Annotated in this window: 12 protein-coding genes; all 12 read right to left on the minus strand. The window is 62.9% G+C overall.

What is annotated here, in order from left to right:
* Positions 1 to 9: 9 nt before the first annotated feature.
* Positions 10 to 2796 (minus strand): conjugal transfer protein TraG N-terminal domain-containing protein, encoded by a 2787-nt coding sequence (locus R9J51_RS06040; protein WP_179506106.1) that lies wholly within the window; start codon positions 2794 to 2796, stop codon positions 10 to 12.
* A 10-nt stretch (positions 2797 to 2806) separates the two neighbouring features.
* Positions 2807 to 4237 (minus strand): conjugal transfer protein TraH, encoded by a 1431-nt coding sequence (locus R9J51_RS06045; RefSeq protein ID WP_179506107.1) that lies wholly within the window; start codon positions 4235 to 4237, stop codon positions 2807 to 2809.
* A complete protein-coding gene (locus R9J51_RS06050; RefSeq protein ID WP_179506108.1) occupies positions 4237 to 5187 on the minus strand; it encodes a conjugal transfer protein TraF in 951 nt (316 codons plus the stop codon). Before R9J51_RS06050 ends, R9J51_RS06045 begins: the two co-directional genes overlap by 1 nt.
* Positions 5171 to 7099 (minus strand): conjugal transfer protein TraN, encoded by a 1929-nt coding sequence (locus R9J51_RS06055; RefSeq protein WP_432787886.1) that lies wholly within the window; start codon positions 7097 to 7099, stop codon positions 5171 to 5173. The genes R9J51_RS06050 and R9J51_RS06055 overlap by 17 nt, the downstream gene beginning before the upstream one ends.
* Entirely contained in the window at positions 7096 to 7923 is an 828-nt protein-coding gene (gene trbC / locus R9J51_RS06060) for a type-F conjugative transfer system pilin assembly protein TrbC (protein ID WP_432787887.1), read from the minus strand. The genes R9J51_RS06055 and trbC overlap by 4 nt, the downstream gene beginning before the upstream one ends.
* Positions 7869 to 9362 carry a group II intron reverse transcriptase/maturase gene (ltrA, locus tag R9J51_RS06065; protein ID WP_432787888.1) on the minus strand — a complete coding sequence of 498 codons (1494 nt, stop codon included), beginning with the start codon at positions 9360 to 9362 and terminating at the stop codon, positions 7869 to 7871. Before ltrA ends, trbC begins: the two co-directional genes overlap by 55 nt.
* A 734-nt stretch (positions 9363 to 10096) precedes the next feature.
* The gene (gene traU, locus R9J51_RS06070; RefSeq protein ID WP_432787889.1) at positions 10097 to 11191 is read right to left on the minus strand and encodes a conjugal transfer pilus assembly protein TraU; all 1095 of its coding nucleotides are present in this window, start codon (positions 11189 to 11191) and stop codon (positions 10097 to 10099) included.
* A complete protein-coding gene (traW, locus tag R9J51_RS06075) occupies positions 11188 to 11847 on the minus strand; it encodes a type-F conjugative transfer system protein TraW (RefSeq protein WP_179506112.1) in 660 nt (219 codons plus the stop codon). The genes traU and traW overlap by 4 nt, the downstream gene beginning before the upstream one ends.
* Positions 11847 to 12389, minus strand: a complete 543-nt coding sequence (locus R9J51_RS06080) for a S26 family signal peptidase (protein ID WP_179506113.1) — start codon at positions 12387 to 12389, stop codon at positions 11847 to 11849. The genes traW and R9J51_RS06080 overlap by 1 nt, the downstream gene beginning before the upstream one ends.
* A complete protein-coding gene (locus R9J51_RS06085) occupies positions 12373 to 12927 on the minus strand; it encodes a TrbI F-type domain-containing protein (protein ID WP_179506114.1) in 555 nt (184 codons plus the stop codon). The genes R9J51_RS06080 and R9J51_RS06085 overlap by 17 nt, the downstream gene beginning before the upstream one ends.
* Positions 12920 to 13255, minus strand: coding sequence for a hypothetical protein (locus R9J51_RS06090; RefSeq protein WP_179506115.1), 336 nt, complete (start codon positions 13253 to 13255; stop codon positions 12920 to 12922). The genes R9J51_RS06085 and R9J51_RS06090 overlap by 8 nt, the downstream gene beginning before the upstream one ends.
* Positions 13252 to 15798 carry a type IV secretion system protein TraC gene (gene traC / locus R9J51_RS06095; RefSeq protein ID WP_179506116.1) on the minus strand — a complete coding sequence of 849 codons (2547 nt, stop codon included), beginning with the start codon at positions 15796 to 15798 and terminating at the stop codon, positions 13252 to 13254. The genes R9J51_RS06090 and traC overlap by 4 nt, the downstream gene beginning before the upstream one ends.

The raw sequence follows: 15798 nt of genomic DNA on the forward strand, positions 1-15798 counted from the left end.
CTGAGCGCTTCAGGGCTTCTCGTCGACATCTTTTTTAATGCCCTCATTTCGTGGCGCCCGCTCCGTAGCCTTTTGCTGAAACGTTTGTAGGGCGGCCAAATCATCCCGAGCCACCTCAGCCGCCCCCCTCTGAATTGCCGCTCTAGCGGCGTCATCGCCCGGGGCATGATGGGCCGCTCCCGATGCACCATCCGAGCCTTGCGGTGCATGGCGGGGCGCTGATCCTGCGCTGCGGCGGCCCTGCGGCCGCGGCGCTGCCGATGGCATGGAAAACTCAGCCGGCCCTCTCACCGTCCCCATCGTCGCACCGGGATCCTGCAAGCCAGCCTGAACAGGCGCCATGCCATCGGCCGCGTATTGCTCAAGGATCTTGCCGACGATCATGTTGCGGACTTCGCGCTGATGGGGGGACGGCGTGGTGTTGGTGAGTGATGGCGCGCCCAGATCGCGGAACTCGGGGCTTGCCGCCATTTCGGCGTAGCGCGAGGCAATGACCTGGCTCATGTCGTCGGAGATCTGGTAGCCGTTGCTGCGCGAGATCGAGGCCATGCGTTCGAGGCGTGCGCCGACCTCGTCCGAACGGGTGGCTTGCCGCTCAAGCGATTGGGCCTCTGAAAAATCGCGCTCGATGGCGTGGCGCTTTTCCGAGAAGTTCTCGACCCGGTGGAAGGTGCCATCGCGCCAGTAGCCACCATCGGTGAGCGTGATGTCCTGCCCATTGGCATGATAGTGCGCGACATTGCTGCCCTGGCTTTGGCTCAGGCTGTCGCTGGCGCCATGGGCTTCCTGATCGCCGGTGGTCTTGGTCCACTTGTGGTCCCACGACCCGCCTGCCGATCCGCCCACATCAGCGCCCAGAACCTTGCCGCCGACACCGGCCTTGACGCCTGCATTTATCCCGAATGTGTTGGTCTCGGCGTGGCCCAGCGAGCGGCCGGAGGTCAGGTTTTCGCCGATCATGCGGTTCGAGCCGGTCTGCTGCTTAGAATCGGTGCCCTGCCGATCGAACTGGCTGGTGGTGTTACCACCCTGACCGCCCGTCGCACCTTCGCTGCCATTCGCACGGCGCGAGCCCGAGGAGAGGCTGTCGAGGGTGCGCATACCATGGCTCCAGCGCTCGGCCGAGGTTTCGCGCATGGCATTGGCGCGCGTGTGATATTGCGCGCCGCTCTGCTGAAGGTTGCCGGTGACGCTCTGCATTTCGCTGGCCGAGAAGCCGAAGCGACTGATCGCGCCGCTCGTGTTGTAGACCGTGGAGCCGTCAGGCATGGTTGAGGTGATCGTGCCATTGTCGCCGCGCATGTTGACCTGCGGGACGGAACTGGCCGCCACATTCCAGGTGGGCGCGGTGTTGACCTGATGGCCGGTCACGTTCTGGAATTGGCTGTTGCCATAGGCATAGTTGCCCGTGGTCCGCTCGACGGCCGCGGCCTCGGCCGCGTGCATCGCGGGAGCCAGCATGGCGGTCGTGTTCGAAGCGATCGACATGGCACCTTTGGCCATGCCGGCGGCTATCACGGGCACAAACATCAGCAGGTAGCCCGCCAGCGTTTCCATGTTCTGGTTGACGGAATCGATGCCTGCCATCGTCGCCATGGTCATGCCAGTAGGTGCCAGCGCGGAAAGCTGAGCCGCCGAATATTGCGTGATGAACATGTGGAGCACCGCATAGATCGGCCCCCAGGAGGCGAGGTAGAAGAAGCCCGTCAGATAGCCCTTGAGCAGAGCCGGGCCCGTCTGCGGGAACAGGAAGAGCGGGAAGACCACCGGGAACATCGCGTAAAAGACGATGGTGAGGACAAGGTTCAGCACCGGCACCCAGGTCATCGCCTGCCGCGCGGCCGAGATATAGCTGTTTTGCGCCTGCACATCGGCGTGGAGCGCGGCGAAGGTGTCACCGCCGCCAGAGCCGAAGTTGGCCCGCGCCTCCATGAAGGCATTCACCAGGGAGCGCTGCTGGAAAATGGTCTGGGCGCTCATCGAGGTGCCGCCATAATAGGCCTGCGCCATCGTCGGCAGGTCGTTCTTGAGCTGGGTCACGGCGCTGGCTGCCGGAAGGTTGGGATAGAAGGACGGCGCCGCGGCATTAAGGCCAGCGGTGGTCAGAGCTGGAAAGGCCTGCACGATGGCCAGATAAGCGCTCTGGCAGCCGATGATCGAGGCGGTGCCACCGCCAGCGGGGATCCAGGTCGTCGAGCGCGCTGGCGAGCCCGGGCCGATGGCGGAGAGCAGATCGGGGGAACTCGCCAGCGTCGACCAGCCATTCCCCTGACCGAGCAGGATGTCGTAGAAGGTGCATTGCGCCAGATAACCCTCGATGTTGGCCTTCATTACGGGATCGGCAATCGTGAACTGGCTGGTGAGATCGTTGAGGCGCGTAGGGTAAATCATCCCGCCCGCACTGTAGGTCAGCGCCGAAGGCATGGTGAAAACGCTCTCAGCCGTCTTGGTCAGCCAGTTGTTCACTTGGCTCGAGAAGCTGGCGACCATGGCAAGGCCGATTGGCACATTGGCGACCGCGCCATTGCCCACCGTCGGGTTGATCGTATCGGAAACGACCACCGTGGTCGTGGGCACGATCATGCACATGTACATGGCGGTGGCCGATAGGAACCAGTGGAACAGCACCCGCCAATTGAGCGAGAAAGCCATGACCAGCAGGCTGTAGCCCAGGCCCATGACCATCACGACTTGGAGCAGTGAACGGAAGCCGCCGCCACCTGTCCAGGCGGCGACGGCGTTGAGCACGTTGACGATATACTGACCGCCCCCGCTGGTGATGACATTGACGGTCATGCGGCTCTTCTCACTGAAGCGAATGCTGGCCGAGCGACCTCTCGAACTGGAGCGCGGCAGTCATCTGGGGGGACATGGTGTTGCGAAGCGTGGCCTCGATGCGGATCGTGCGTTCGACGATATGCTCGGTGCGGGTCAGGCGCTCGGAATTGTGGACCACCTGCGCATCGAGCGTCTTGGTCACATCGCGGAGCTGGTCCTGCCACTGCTTCAGGGTCAGCGGATCGGCGTTCTGGAAGGAGGACTGGCCGTCGGTCACAAGCCGGTAGAACTGGCCGACGATGGTCTCGAGCAAGTCGACCGAGGTGATTTCGGCAAGGCTGGAGATGTCGGCCGAGTTCATGCCGCCAAAGCTCGCAGCGGCATTCACCACCATGATCTTGTAAAGCGGGATCGTGGTGGCACCGAGCAAGCCGATCTCCTCCGAGGTCAATTGCTGGTTGCCCTGGATGCGACCGGCGATGTCGATCAGCAGGTTGTAGACGCGGGTCTTGAGCGCATTGCCGGTGCTGACCGACAGGCTGGTCTGCGTCGGGTTGAGGCACTTGTCAGTGGTGTCGCAGGCATAAACGCTGGCGCTGTTGCCGCCATCGAGCAGCGCGGTGATGAGCGCAGGATCGCCCTGGCCCAGAAACTTGAAAGTGGGGCCTTGGGAGTCGCTGGTGCCGGGCTGGTAGATCACCGTGCCGACAAGGCTCATCAGGTATTGTTTGAAGGCGGTGTCGAAGCTCGGGTATTTCTGGCTCAGCATCGACCAGGTGTAATTGTAGGGGCCAGCGGGGATCGTGCTGTCCGAATTGCCCTTGATCGTCGAGGATTGGCTGCCGCCGGTGCCGCAGCCCTGTTCGGATGAGGCCCAGTCCGAGAAGACGCCCTGGCTGTTGCCGATGATCTTGCAGAACTGGCTGTCACGCGCGCCGACCATGCCGGCGAGCCCCGCTGCCACCTGCTGGCCTGCCTGACAGGCATCAAGGCTGTGCTGGGTGAATTGCTGCACTTTCTGCATCATCTTCTCGATCGAGGTGCCGATCTGCGAGGAGATGGCGTTGATCGCGAGGTCGAAGACGAAGGCCAGCGCGCCATTGGCGGCCGCCTTCATGGCGGCGACGATCTGGTCGGTGTTGATGAACGAGAAGCCGCCGGTGAAAATGTCGATGCCGCCGCAGCCGGCCTTGACGCTCGGCATCTGGAGCGAGCCCAACTGGTAGGTCGTTTGCGCGGGGAAGCGAACCCAGAGATTGCCGCCCGAGTAATAGCCGCCCTGCTGGCCATTATAGGCGACAGGGCCAGTGGCATTGGCCGCCCCGCCGAGGTTGGAGAAAAACGAATTGAGCTGGCCGTTCACATCGGCCTGCGCCGTTTGGACGCAGAGCAGATTGCCCAGCGCCAGCACGACGAGGATGCGGGCCAGCCAATGGCGGATCGCGTGGGGCCAGCGCATCAGAAGTCGCTCCCCGGCTTGACGCTGGTCAGATAGAAGATGCGTTGCAGCACCTCATCCTCGGCCATGATGCCATAGCCGATGGGGATCGGCTTTTTGAGGTAGGTGTCGAAGAGCACAAGGGCCGGCACCTGGCCGCCTTCAAGGCCCATCTTCTCATACTGGCCTTGGTTGACGACATAGCGCGGAAAGGCGGGCGTCGGGCCGCCGTCCATCGAGACCGGCAGAACCGAGAGGTGGTACTTGTCCGAGAGTGAGCGGACGATGGGCGAGAAGACCTCACACGCCCCGCAGCTTGAGGAGTAGAAGAAGAACAGGCCGTAGCGTTCCGACAGCGAGGCGATGACGGTCTCACGATCGGTCTTGCGCTGGGCAAGCCATGCGGTCTTGCCCAGCGTGCTGACCGGGCGCTGGAGCGTGTAATCGAGATCGGGGTGCTGCCAGATCGCGCGTTCCCACACATCGGCGAAGGTCGAGGCGCGGTCGAGCTGTTCACGCTGATAGCGGACATAGGCAATGATGTTGTCCGAGGTCGGCTCGAGGATGGCCTTGGCCTTCAGTTCCTCAAGCCGCGCGCCGATCTTGTCGAGTTGCTGGCGGTAGCTGGGCGATGCGGCACTGGCGGTGGCGCTGGGATCGGAGGGCTTGGCCTTGGGGCGCTCGCAATAGAACCAGGTGCCGAGTTTTCGCTCGCCGCAATAGAAAGGATCGCCGGTCACTGTGGACGTGTCCACATGTTCACCTGTGGTGCTGTCCACTTGTCCACCCGTGGACGGGTCCACGTTCTCACGATTGGACATGTCCTCTTGTTCCAGCGTGCTGCTGGCCGGAGGGCTGTCCATGGCCATCAGCGGGTTGGCGGTGACGAGGCTTGCGCTGGTCAGCAAAGCGATCAGCGTGGCGGCGATAGGGCGTGAGGCTTGGCGCATGGCGTCAGGATCCTTGACCATGGGTTTGATAGTAGGCTTGAACCTTCTGCTGGATCTGGGCCGAGGTCTGGAGAGAGGCGGGCAGCGAGACGGCGCTGGTGAAGTCGGCAAAGACCTCTGAGAAATCCATCTTGGACAGGTCGAGCTTGGAGAACTGATCGACGGTGAAGCCCGTGCAGGTCGGCGACTGCGGGCTGCCAAAATCCAGCCCCAATTGGGCGCGGCCCTGTTCCTGGATCACGCGGGCGAGTTTGGACTGGTAGCAGCAGTAACTCTTGCGCTCAGTGGTGCAGACAAAGAGCGCCTTTTCCGAGCAATATTCGCCGACATAGTGGCACAGGCCCATGCGGTCCTTGACGTCGAGTTGCATCTCCTCGCCAGAGCACATGAAGAGCGGCAGGAACTGGGTCACAAGGCCAAGCAGCATGGCAGGGTTGCCTGAGGCGAGCCCGATCGCGGCGGAGGCCGCCGCTGCGCCGGTCAACAGGCCGGAGACCTTGCCTGCGCAGCAATTGACGAGGCCGAAGAGCGGCTTATGGCAGCCGGTGGCATCGCCGTCGAAGATCGTCAGCTTGTTGGCGTCGAACTGCTGGTTGGCATCCTTCATGGCATTCATGGCCACGAGCGCATTGGCCAGATCAGGGGCTGGCGATGTCGGAAGCTGGGTGCAGCTCCCGTCGATGCAGTAGACATCGCCGCTGCAGGAATAGGCTTGGCTTGTCTGCGTTGCGGCAGGCGTCGTGCATTTATAGACCTCGCTTTTGACCTGACAGGCGCCCGTCTGTGGGCTGTCGAGGCAGACCTCATGGTCAAAGCTGCAAATGCTCTTGGCTGACAGCGTGGCGCAGTCATTGGCGCTCGAAAGCGTGCTGCACTGATAGGTCGCCTGCCACTGCCAGCAATCGTGAGTGACCGCGACACCGTTGATGGTGCGGGTGGTGGGTGATGCATCCACACAGACCTGTGTGGGTTGCAGGCAGGTCTCGCCGGTTGGCAGGGCCTTCAGCTTGGCCTGACAGTCGGCATTATCGACGGTCGAGCCCTGATAGGTCTGGATCTGCCCGACATAGGCAGCACCGGGCACTCCGGGCGCCTGATCCTGCGGGGGTGGCTCAAAGCACAAGGTCGTGTGGTTGATGCAATAGGTCTTCGACGCGCTGGCCCCATAGTTGGTCTGCGCGCCGCAATTGTAGGTTGTGTCGGTTTCGGTGAAGATGACCGCGATCCCCGCGCCCGGAGGCCAGGTCGTTTGGGGTGTTTTCTTGGTCTGGCTGACCTGCGTGCAGGAAGACTGAGTCGCGAAACTGCCGCAATCGGAAACGTCGCCCCAGAAAAATGTCAGGTTGTTGTTGGGGTTGTAGATATCCCATTCCGAGTCGTGGCAGGTGTACTGGTAGGCGTTGGTGAACTGGTTGGCCCAACCAACGGTGCAGGTGAAATTGCTGTCGGCCTCGGCCGTGCCGATCTGGCAGGAATCGTAATAGATGCTAGCTGTCCCGCTGCTCGCAGGGATTGGCTGGCAATTGCCCTGCGAACTGCCCGCAATGCCGGTGTAGCTCGTCGGGCTGCTTTCAACCTGCTTGGCGCTCGAGAGGCCAAGCGTCGAGGGATCGACTGTCGGTCGGTTAGGATTGGTGACAATGGCATAGGGCTGCGAGGTCACCGCTGCGACCGCGCCATCGCCGGCGAGGCTGTTGGGGTTCGACAGATATTGGCCCTGCGGCAGATCGGCGCCGCCATAGCCCGGCACGGCATTGGGCGCGGATTGGCTCGTGACATTGCCAGTGACCTGGCCCTGCAATTGGCTGGCGATCGCGCTGGCCGTGGCCTTCGGGTCAACTGTCTGGGCGGCAAGCGGTGTGCTGGTCAGCAGGGCTGCGGCAACCACTGCACCGGACGCCATTCCGCGAAGGAGGATCGAGCGCGCCCTCATGGCATGCGCTCCAGATTGGCCAGCGCCTGGCTGGCCACCGGCGCGCCGGGGCCGCGACCCTGCGCGATCGTCTCGAGCGCGAAATGCGTCGTCACATTCCCGGCGATGCGGTCAAACGGTGTTGGCTTGCTGGCGCAGTCCTCACCAGAGCACAGATCAAAGCTGGATGATGCCGCCACATAGGTGGGAACCGCCTCGATGCCATAGGCCCGGAAAAGCCGAGGATCGATGCTGACATGGGCGCCAGGCGCATCGCCGATGGCCTCATGCAGCGCGGCCATGAAGGGCTTGGGGCCACCGGGCGAGAAACCGCGAAAAACCACCATGCCGCCCGCCTTGGAAACATCGGCGATCATGCGCTTGAGGGATTCAGGCGGCATCGACAGGCTGGCAAAGGCAATGAGCATCGGGGCGGATTGGGGCGAAGGCGCCATACTGCGCCCCGCGTCCGCAACCAGCGCATCGAGATCGACCGGATCGCCTGTCGGGTTCGCCTTGGCCCGCGCTGCTGCCTCGGCTTTCACCTTGGCCTGCGAACCCTCGACCAGTGCGGCCATGTCGTCGGCAAGGTCGGCGTTGGCCTCAGCTTGATGGCCAAGCACCTGATCGACGAATTGACCCAGATTGCGGGCATGAGCCTGCGCCGCCTTGTTGATGGCATCGAGATCGAGACCATCAACCTGCGTTTGCGCCAGCACGGTGCCGACACCGCCAAGAGCGACCAGTACGCCCAGAAGCAGGAGAGATTTGCGCATCTTTGACCCTCCCGTCAGAGTAGAGTAAGACGTGGGCGCGGCGCGGTGTCTCCACCGCCCGTTTCCCACGCCTTCTCTCCGAACCGGACTTGCACCTTTCGTTGTGCATCCGGCTCTCCAGAAGCCTTGGCGAACTCGGGTTTCTTCATCCATTTGAGATCGAACCTCCGAACAGGCACGTAGCTCATCAAGAACTGCTCTGTGCCGCCTTCGGCCCAGACCGAGTTGCCCGGATGAGCGGTGCTCGGTCTGCGCCACGATGCGATTTTCCGTCCGGGGACACGCTTGTGTTTGGCCCGCAGCCACAGCCAGAGGCGTTGGCGCACATGCCAGTCGAGACTGGCAAGAATGCGCTTGGCCCCCACGCAGTAGCGGTAATAGGCGGACCATCCCCGGAGGTATGGATTGAGTTCCTGAAGCATGGCCGTGAGTGAACGCCGAAGCGTCTGCCGCCGGGCCAGTTGATTTACCCGTATGCGGAAGCCGTTGATCGGCTCGCGCGGGATTTCGATGCGGGCATGAAGCCCGTACCGCTTGTCCCACTTGAGCCGCACGCGGCATCCCAAGAACCGACAGCCCTTGGTCAGCGCAGTGATGCGCGTCTTTTCGGGCGAGAGCGTCAGACCCATCGCCTCGTGCAGGTAAGTCGCCAGCGCCTGCTTTTCGGCAAGAGCGTCAGCTTCCGTCCCCGACACGAAGATAAGGAAGTCGTCGGCATAGCGGACAGGGTAGAAGACCGTTCGACCGGCCTTGCGATCCTTGTCGCGCTTGATCGCCGCGAGCCTGATCCCATCGGATTTCAGCTCCGGGCTTTCGGGGCGGCGCACCCAGTCCCGATACCGTTCCTCGATCACGCTGAGCGCGATGTTGGCCAGTAGCGGTGAGAGCACGCCGCCTTGAGGCGTGCCGGTGTCGGTGGGGCTGTACGTGACATGCTCCAAGACTCCGGCCTTGAGGAACTGCACGATCAACCGGTTCACCTTGGGGTCCGCGACGCCGTGGCGAACGCGTTCCATCAGGGGATGATGACCGATGTTGTCAAAGCAGGCCTCAATGTCGCCTTCGATTACCCATTGGTACGGCGCATTGTGTCGGTAGCCATCTGCCGCAGGCTTACCCCGCGACTGGATGGTCACACGGATATGTTCGAGACAGGCCTGACTGCCGCGTCCGGGCCGGAACCCGTATGAGACAGGCCAGAACCGGGCCTCGAAGATCGGCTCCAGAACTTGTTTGACCGCGCACTGCACCACGCGATCCCTGACCGTAGGGATACCAAGGGGTCGGAACTTCCCCGGTTTGCCCGGCTTTGGAATCCACTTCCTTCGTGCAGGAGACGGACGATAATCGCCCGCCCGGAGCTCCTCGCGGAGTTCATGAAGGAATCTGTCGACACCAATCCCGGCGGCAATTTTCTCTACGGTCGCCCCGTCGATCCCCGGAGTGCGCTTGCCGCGATTACCGGCAATCGTCCTCCAGGCCATGTACAAGTTGCGGGGATCGGTCACCCAATTCCACAAGTCGCAGTATGGTTCTTCGGGGTTTTCCCGACTCCACTGGTAGAGCTTTCTCTGAACGCCGAGGAGCCAAGCCTGTGGGGCTTGATTACCAGAGTCCACTGGTAGTTCCTCCGTCATGACAGCCCACCGACTTCCTGCCCGCCTTCGCCATGTGGACGGCTTTCCCGTCCTCGGACTACTACGCAGGCTCCGCCCCACCAGCGCCCATCCCCGGTCTCCGCGGCTAGCCTACTCCGAAGCAGGCGGACGATGATGGTTCCCGTGTTCCGGCGATCAACCTTGGACCCGTAGGTGCGACGCTTAACCCCTTGCGGCTCGGGCGTGCGGGCAAGAAAGGACGACCCGCACACGAATGCTTTGCAAGCATTCACCAGAAGGCAGCACAACAAACCAACCGGTTCACACCGCGATCTCCCCACCCCGTCAGGTGATCGGGAGTTCAACTGTAAATAAAGAGGCTTTAGACACGTCATTCGCTTGTATCTCACCTTAGGCCCTGTGGTAGCCCGACCTGCGGCTGACGGGCCGCATCCGGTACATTTCAGGTCTCCTGCTCTGAGGCCGACCGCCGGAACGTGGCAAACCTTGGAGACCCCCTTCCGCCCCGACTCCTTCCGCCGGGTGGGGTGGCATCGCAGCCACCGGTCGATCGTCAGCAAGACGATCGAAAGGAACATGATGCTGAATTACATACATATTTCCTTTCTGCGCCGTCACGGCGCTCACGCGCAGCAATTGCGCTTGCGCCACAGGAGATAGCCCACGTCCTCGCCCACCACCGGATAGGTGTGAGAGGTGAGCTGGACGGCTGTCGATCCACCAGGCGGTTGGCAGGCGTAGCGGCCGGTGGTGGCCGCCACGGGATTGACCATTTGCAGCCGGTATTGCTGCTTGCGCATGATCGGCATGATGTATTTGCCACAAAGGCCCTGATCACCCATCGTGCCCCAGGCGAGCGCGGTCCGGTGCATCTTGAAGACCATCCGCTCGGCCGCGAGCCGCATCGACTGGTCCATCGTGTCATTGTTCCCGATGTTGCCGGTCATGGGATACATCGAGCCATTGCAGCCCGCGCACCAGAAGAGCTGGTCGAGCGGCAAGGCGGCAGTGGCGGCGACGCAATCGGCAGCACAGGCGACCTGCGCCAGCGGAAAGTCGAAGACGACGGTCTCGGGATAGACCAGCGCGGCGAGCGTATCGTCGTTCCAGGTCGGGTCGATCTCGGTCATATAGGCCAGATCGAACGAGGCCTGCTCAAAGCAGATGAAATCGCCCAGCAGCTCAAGCAGATAGAACAGCGGATAGACGTAATAATGCGCCTGATACTGGGCAGACATCTGGGTGTTCCCACCCTTCTGCGAGGGGGCCGAAACGTGGCCGTTGCCGACATACATGCCCGGGTTGATCGTCAGCCCGCCAAGGTTCGGGAAACAGAAGGGCTTGGTCGTCACATCGATCAGGCGCACCGGTTCCCAGAAGCCAAATGACAGGCCGGGCCGGATCCCGCACAGGCAGACCGGCAGGCTGGGGTTTCCGGGATCGGGCTTGTCGCTCGGCCAGAGGTCAAAGCCGCCGATCGAGAGCGGGAAGAAGCAATCCCAGCAGATGTCGGTGATGGGATTGGGGAAATGGCCGTGGCAGGTGGGCGAGCCCAAGTTCGAGACATTCTGTGCCTGCGCTACTTGCGCCGAGCCGAGCGCCAGACTGGCAACGACCATGGCCCAGAACCGGCGGGCGCGGCGCCGTCGGGGCGCACCTTTGCCCGACCGGAGCCCACGCCCGAAGCGTTTCCAGAACACGGGGCGGATGCGCTTCATCGGCGTTCTCCTGAGTGTTCTCCGTTTCGGGCAAGCGCCACTTCGCGGATGTCGAGATGGTCGCCCTGCTGGACGAGCAGCGCTGGGGTGTGGGCGATGCCGAACTTGCCCGTCAGTGCGCCCATCTGATCGAAATAGAACCGCCGCTGGGTCGCCTTCATGAGGTCAGTGGGCGAGCCCTTGACCAGCACGATCCAGAGCTTGTCCGGCGCGCCCTGCCGCAAGGCCCAGTCGCGCTCTTCTGCGCTATCGCCATCAATGAAGGCGAAGCTATGCGCGAGGTTCAAATGGTTCAGAGGATTGAAGCGCTGGCCCTGCGCGGCGATCAAATGCCCGCGAGCATCACGGATGTCCTGCGACAGGGTAACGCTGGGGTCGAAGCTCCAGCGCCGGTCGCTGGTGGCAGGCGTGATCCCTGCGACAGCATGAGGACGCCGCACACTGGCCTCAGCCGCTTCGACAAAGCGCTGGTTCATGGCATCGAGCTTGCCGCTATGCCGGGCGGCCTCGAGCCGAGCCTTGATGACGGCCAGCAGATCGGGCTCGGCAATCGACCAGGTCGGGCCAAAGGTGCCGAAATCGCGGGCGCTCGCCATCATCGGCACAGACGAAAGCCCGAGTGCGGCAAGCAGGATCGAGGCGGGGCCGGCGCGCATCACAGGATGGGCGTCCCGATACCGATCAACCGATCGCGGCAGACAAAGCCGATCGCGGCATAGCGGCTGTCGAACCCGTCCTTGTGCGGGCTTCCGGCAAAGATGCAGCCCTGAGGAATGGTGCCGGTGGGACCGGGCAGCAGATCCTCGCCCTGATGGGTCTTGGGCTTGAGGTGACCAACAGCCTGGCCGTTGACCAGCACATCGGCGCCTTGACGGCTCACCACATCGCCCGGCACGCCATAGGCGATCTTGGCGAAGGGCTTGGGATTGGCCCCGAAATGCCGGACTACAAGGGGATCATGGCCGGGCGCGAAAACGACATAATCGCCGCGCGCCGGAAAGCGTCCCGTCTCGACCAGCAGCGCCCAGTTCGGCAGCGATTCACTGGCGTTGATGAGGAAGGCGTGATGGTCGTGCCAGTCCTTGAGCGCCGACCAACTGAGCGCGGCGCCGCCGATCAGCGCGATGCCGCCGAGCTTCAGCCGCCAGGACGCGCGGCGCGGAGCGGCGACCGGCGCGCTCTCACTTGCCGCTGCCATGATCGGCTCCCTTGGTATCGAAGAACTGCTGCATTTGCGCTGAAGGGCTGGCGACGGATGGTGCTGCTGCGCCGCCTTGCGGCTTGGCGAGGCTGGCATAGGTCTCGTCGCGGATGGTGGCGGTGATGTCGGGGACATCGCCCGCAACGACGGCGTTGCTCAGCAGCAGGACTTCGCCTTGCGCGGCATGGCGCGCGACGGCGAGATTGAGGGCCTTGAGATAAGCGCCGGTTTCCGCCGTGATCTGGTCGGGTGCAGCGCCGCTGCGAGCCTGTCCTTGCACATACTCGCGAACGAGATCGGCCAGCGCCACTTTTCGGATCGTGGTCACGCGCTGCTCGAGGCCGAGCAACTTGTGCGTTGTCCAGCTTCCCCAGAGCAGGCAGGCACCGGTGAGGCCCATGGCCAGGATTTGACGACGATGGCTGGCGAGGAAGGTCAGCAGCCTGCGGCGTTTCCCAGGGACGACGACAGCAGTGGAAGCCGTGTCCATCCCCAAAGGCAGTTCGCCCTGCGGTTGCGGGGTGTCGTCATGCATCGGTGGAATCCTTGTTGCCAATGGGGTCTTCAAAGGCCCGGGCGAAGCCACTGCGACGGAAGAAGGCGACCAGCAGCAGGATCGCGAAGAAGCCGATGAGGACCTCTTGGTCGAACTGGTCGCGGCGGATGGCATTGGCCGCGACGTAGCGATCGGCCAGGTTGGCGAGCTGCGTCATGGTGATGGGCAACGAGAAGTCGCCGATCGCAAAGAGGATCAGCGCCATGACGCCGGCAGCGGCCAGCACATTGACGGCGAACCAGCCCATGAGGCGCAAACCGCAGGCGGTGACGGCACCCCAATTGATTGTGGATGCGCGCCGCGTCATGGCCGCGCTCCCTTGGGATTGCGATCCAGCCCATAGGCGACGCATTCGATCGCCTCGGCCATAGTGGCGCCGCGCGCGACTTCGGCCTCGATCCGGGCATAGATGGCCGGGCTCGACGAATAGAGCGTGCCGGAAAAGGGATCGAGCACGAGGCGGCAGACTGTCTGCGTGTCAGGGCCGCGGATCAGGAGATCGGAATATTCGGTGCCATTGCGCTTCAGCGAACGCAGCAGGGCATCGGTGAAATTGTCCATCTCGAACCGGTCGGACTTGCGGAAGTCCGCGATGGTTTCCGGCTTTTGCTGGAGGACCAGCATCCAGTCGGAGTTTTCCAGCGCTGCCTTCGAGCCGCCCGACTTGTAAAAGTCGTTGATCGACTGGGTCGCGGTGATGAGCGAGGCGCCATATTTGCGGCAGGTGCGCGAATAGGTCTCCACGAAATCCGCCATCGCGCCGCCTTTCAGCATCGCCCAGGCCTCATCGATGATGAGCGCCTTCGGGATCTGCCGGTCGAGCTTCCTCATCGTCTGCGAGGCAACGAACATGATCGAGGTCAGGACCACGCTGCGCAGTTCCTCGCGTGAGGAAAGGTCCGACAGCTCGAAGACTGTCAGATCGGCTGAGAGGTCAAGATTGGTGTCGCCAAGGAAGAACGGCCCGTAGGTGCCCGCCTCCGAGAAGGGCAGCAAGGCCGTCGCCAAATCGTCAGCCTGCGGGTGACCGGCGGCATGCAAGGCTGCGATAATGCCATCGACAGTGCCCTCACGCGCCTTCTCGTTCCACACCGCGTTGACCGCCGCATCAATCAGCCCGCGCTCGGTGTCGTTGAGGCGGTTCTCGTGGCGAGCCATCTGGCTGATGATGGCCTTGAGCATGGCGAGGCAGTCGACGAGATAATCCTCGTCACCTGCCGCAAGATCGAGGTCGATCATGCGGAACGGGTTGATCGAGATCCCCGCCGACAGTTTGAACTCGGTGAACGTGCCGCCCAAGGCTTTGGCCATATGCTCGAAGGAGCGGCCATCATCGATAACGATGGTCTTGGCGTTCACCCCGGCAAGGCTGGCAGTCAGATCCTGAAGCAGCACCGATTTGCCCGAGCCCGACTTGCCCGCGATCGCGACATTGTGGTTGCCGGCATTGTTCTGGAAGGGTGACCAGAACTGGGGCTGGCCGCGCCGCCCGATGAACAGTAGATGCGGGATGGCCCCGCCATTATACTCGCCCTGGACCGGCGCGAGGGCCGCAACATTGGCGGAGAGCACGGTGCGGAAACGCCGCATCCGCATGAGATCCCGCGATAGGCCATCGGCCAGCGTCAAAGGAAAGGACGCCAGCAGCCCGCCGGTCTGGAGATAGGTCTCGTCGATCAGATCCCAGCCAGCGGCCTTGTAGATGGCTTTGAGCGTCCGCTCATTCACATCGCCCCGACCGAGCGGCGACACCATGGTGACGCTGTAGTAGATCTGGACCAGTTTTTGCCCCAGACGCACTTGCGCCTGCACATGCTCCCACTCGGCCGATTGCGTCTTGAGGGTCGGCACAAGGCGCGCGGCCTTGCCATCGGCAAGTGCGGTGGTGCGGGTGAACTTCCAGCCTGCCTTGGCTTCGGAGGTCTCAGCCGAGGGGATGATCCCGGCGATCGATTGGAGCACAGGGCAAGGCAGACAGAGCTTGGGATTGAAGATGTCGCCGATGACCTTCTGCGTGTCCCAGGGTGCCCAGCGTTCGGGGAAGTAGCGCACCGACATGGTCCGCACATCGAACTCATGTGGGCTCATTTCGGCCATTTCCGGGGTGCCATCGATCACCAGCCCAGAGGGGCGCAGCGATGGGGCATCAAGGATGAGCCGATCCTTCTCCACGCGGGTGACCAGATCGCGGCGGATGCACTGCTCGTTGATCGGGTCGAAGGGGCTGTAATCGGGCGCATCATCGCCAGCGCCCGTCGCCGGGCAGACCACATCGTCGATGAAGCGGATCAGCTCGGTCGGGCTGAAAATCCGGGTTTTGACATTGATCGAGTCAAGCGCCGAGGTAATCCCGTCGCGCACGGCGAGCAAGGTCTCGGTATCGACGCCCGATCCCGTGCCAACGCCCACGGCAAGCAGCACGCGGAACTGGCGCAGATGGAAAGGGCCATCCGTGGCGAGCGAGGTCCAGGCGCCGCCGCGCAGCAGGTCGAGCCGATAGCGGGCGAGCTTGTTGAACACCGTGCCTGCCCGGATGCGGGGCAAGGCCCATTCTTGCAGCTTCTCGGCGATGCGGGGTGACGCATAATTGATGATCTGGAATTCGCAGCCCGCAACCAGCACATCGGAGATGATCGAGGTCAGGATGTCGCCGATACGCTCGTCAGCTCCCATAAGCGGGGCGAGTTCAAGGATGAAGCCCTTCGAGCGGGTCAGATGGAAGATCTGCGTCTCGGCGGCATAGGCGCGATAGCCAAGGAAATTGGCGAGCATCGGCACATCACGCGTTTGCGCGCGGTGTTCGGGCGTTTCGCTGTCGCCAGTGACGAGTTCGATGAGCCGGGAGAGCAT

The sequence above is a fragment of the Novosphingobium rhizosphaerae genome (assembly GCF_050920675.1).
Classification (GTDB): Bacteria; Pseudomonadota; Alphaproteobacteria; order Sphingomonadales; family Sphingomonadaceae; genus Novosphingobium; species Novosphingobium rhizosphaerae.

Bases quoted from the DNA above. Each gene is read 5' to 3' on its own strand.
- R9J51_RS06080 (WP_179506113.1), bottom strand. From the start codon at position 12,389: ATGGCAGCGGCAAGTGAGAGCGCGCCGGTCGCCGCTCCGCGCCGCGCG.
- R9J51_RS06055 (WP_432787886.1), bottom strand. From the start codon at position 7,099: ATGAGGGCGCGCTCGATCCTCCTTCGCGGAATGGCGTCCGGTGCAGTG.
- traC (WP_179506116.1), bottom strand. From the start codon at position 15,798: ATGCTCTCCCGGCTCATCGAACTCGTCACTGGCGACAGCGAAACGCCC.
- R9J51_RS06085 (WP_179506114.1), bottom strand. From the start codon at position 12,927: ATGCATGACGACACCCCGCAACCGCAGGGCGAACTGCCTTTGGGGATG.
- traU (WP_432787889.1), bottom strand. From the start codon at position 11,191: ATGAAGCGCATCCGCCCCGTGTTCTGGAAACGCTTCGGGCGTGGGCTC.
- R9J51_RS06050 (WP_179506108.1), bottom strand. From the start codon at position 5,187: ATGGTCAAGGATCCTGACGCCATGCGCCAAGCCTCACGCCCTATCGCC.
- R9J51_RS06045 (WP_179506107.1), bottom strand. From the start codon at position 4,237: ATGCGCTGGCCCCACGCGATCCGCCATTGGCTGGCCCGCATCCTCGTC.
- R9J51_RS06040 (WP_179506106.1), bottom strand. From the start codon at position 2,796: ATGACCGTCAATGTCATCACCAGCGGGGGCGGTCAGTATATCGTCAAC.
- R9J51_RS06090 (WP_179506115.1), bottom strand. From the start codon at position 13,255: ATGACGCGGCGCGCATCCACAATCAATTGGGGTGCCGTCACCGCCTGC.
- traW (WP_179506112.1), bottom strand. From the start codon at position 11,847: ATGCGCGCCGGCCCCGCCTCGATCCTGCTTGCCGCACTCGGGCTTTCG.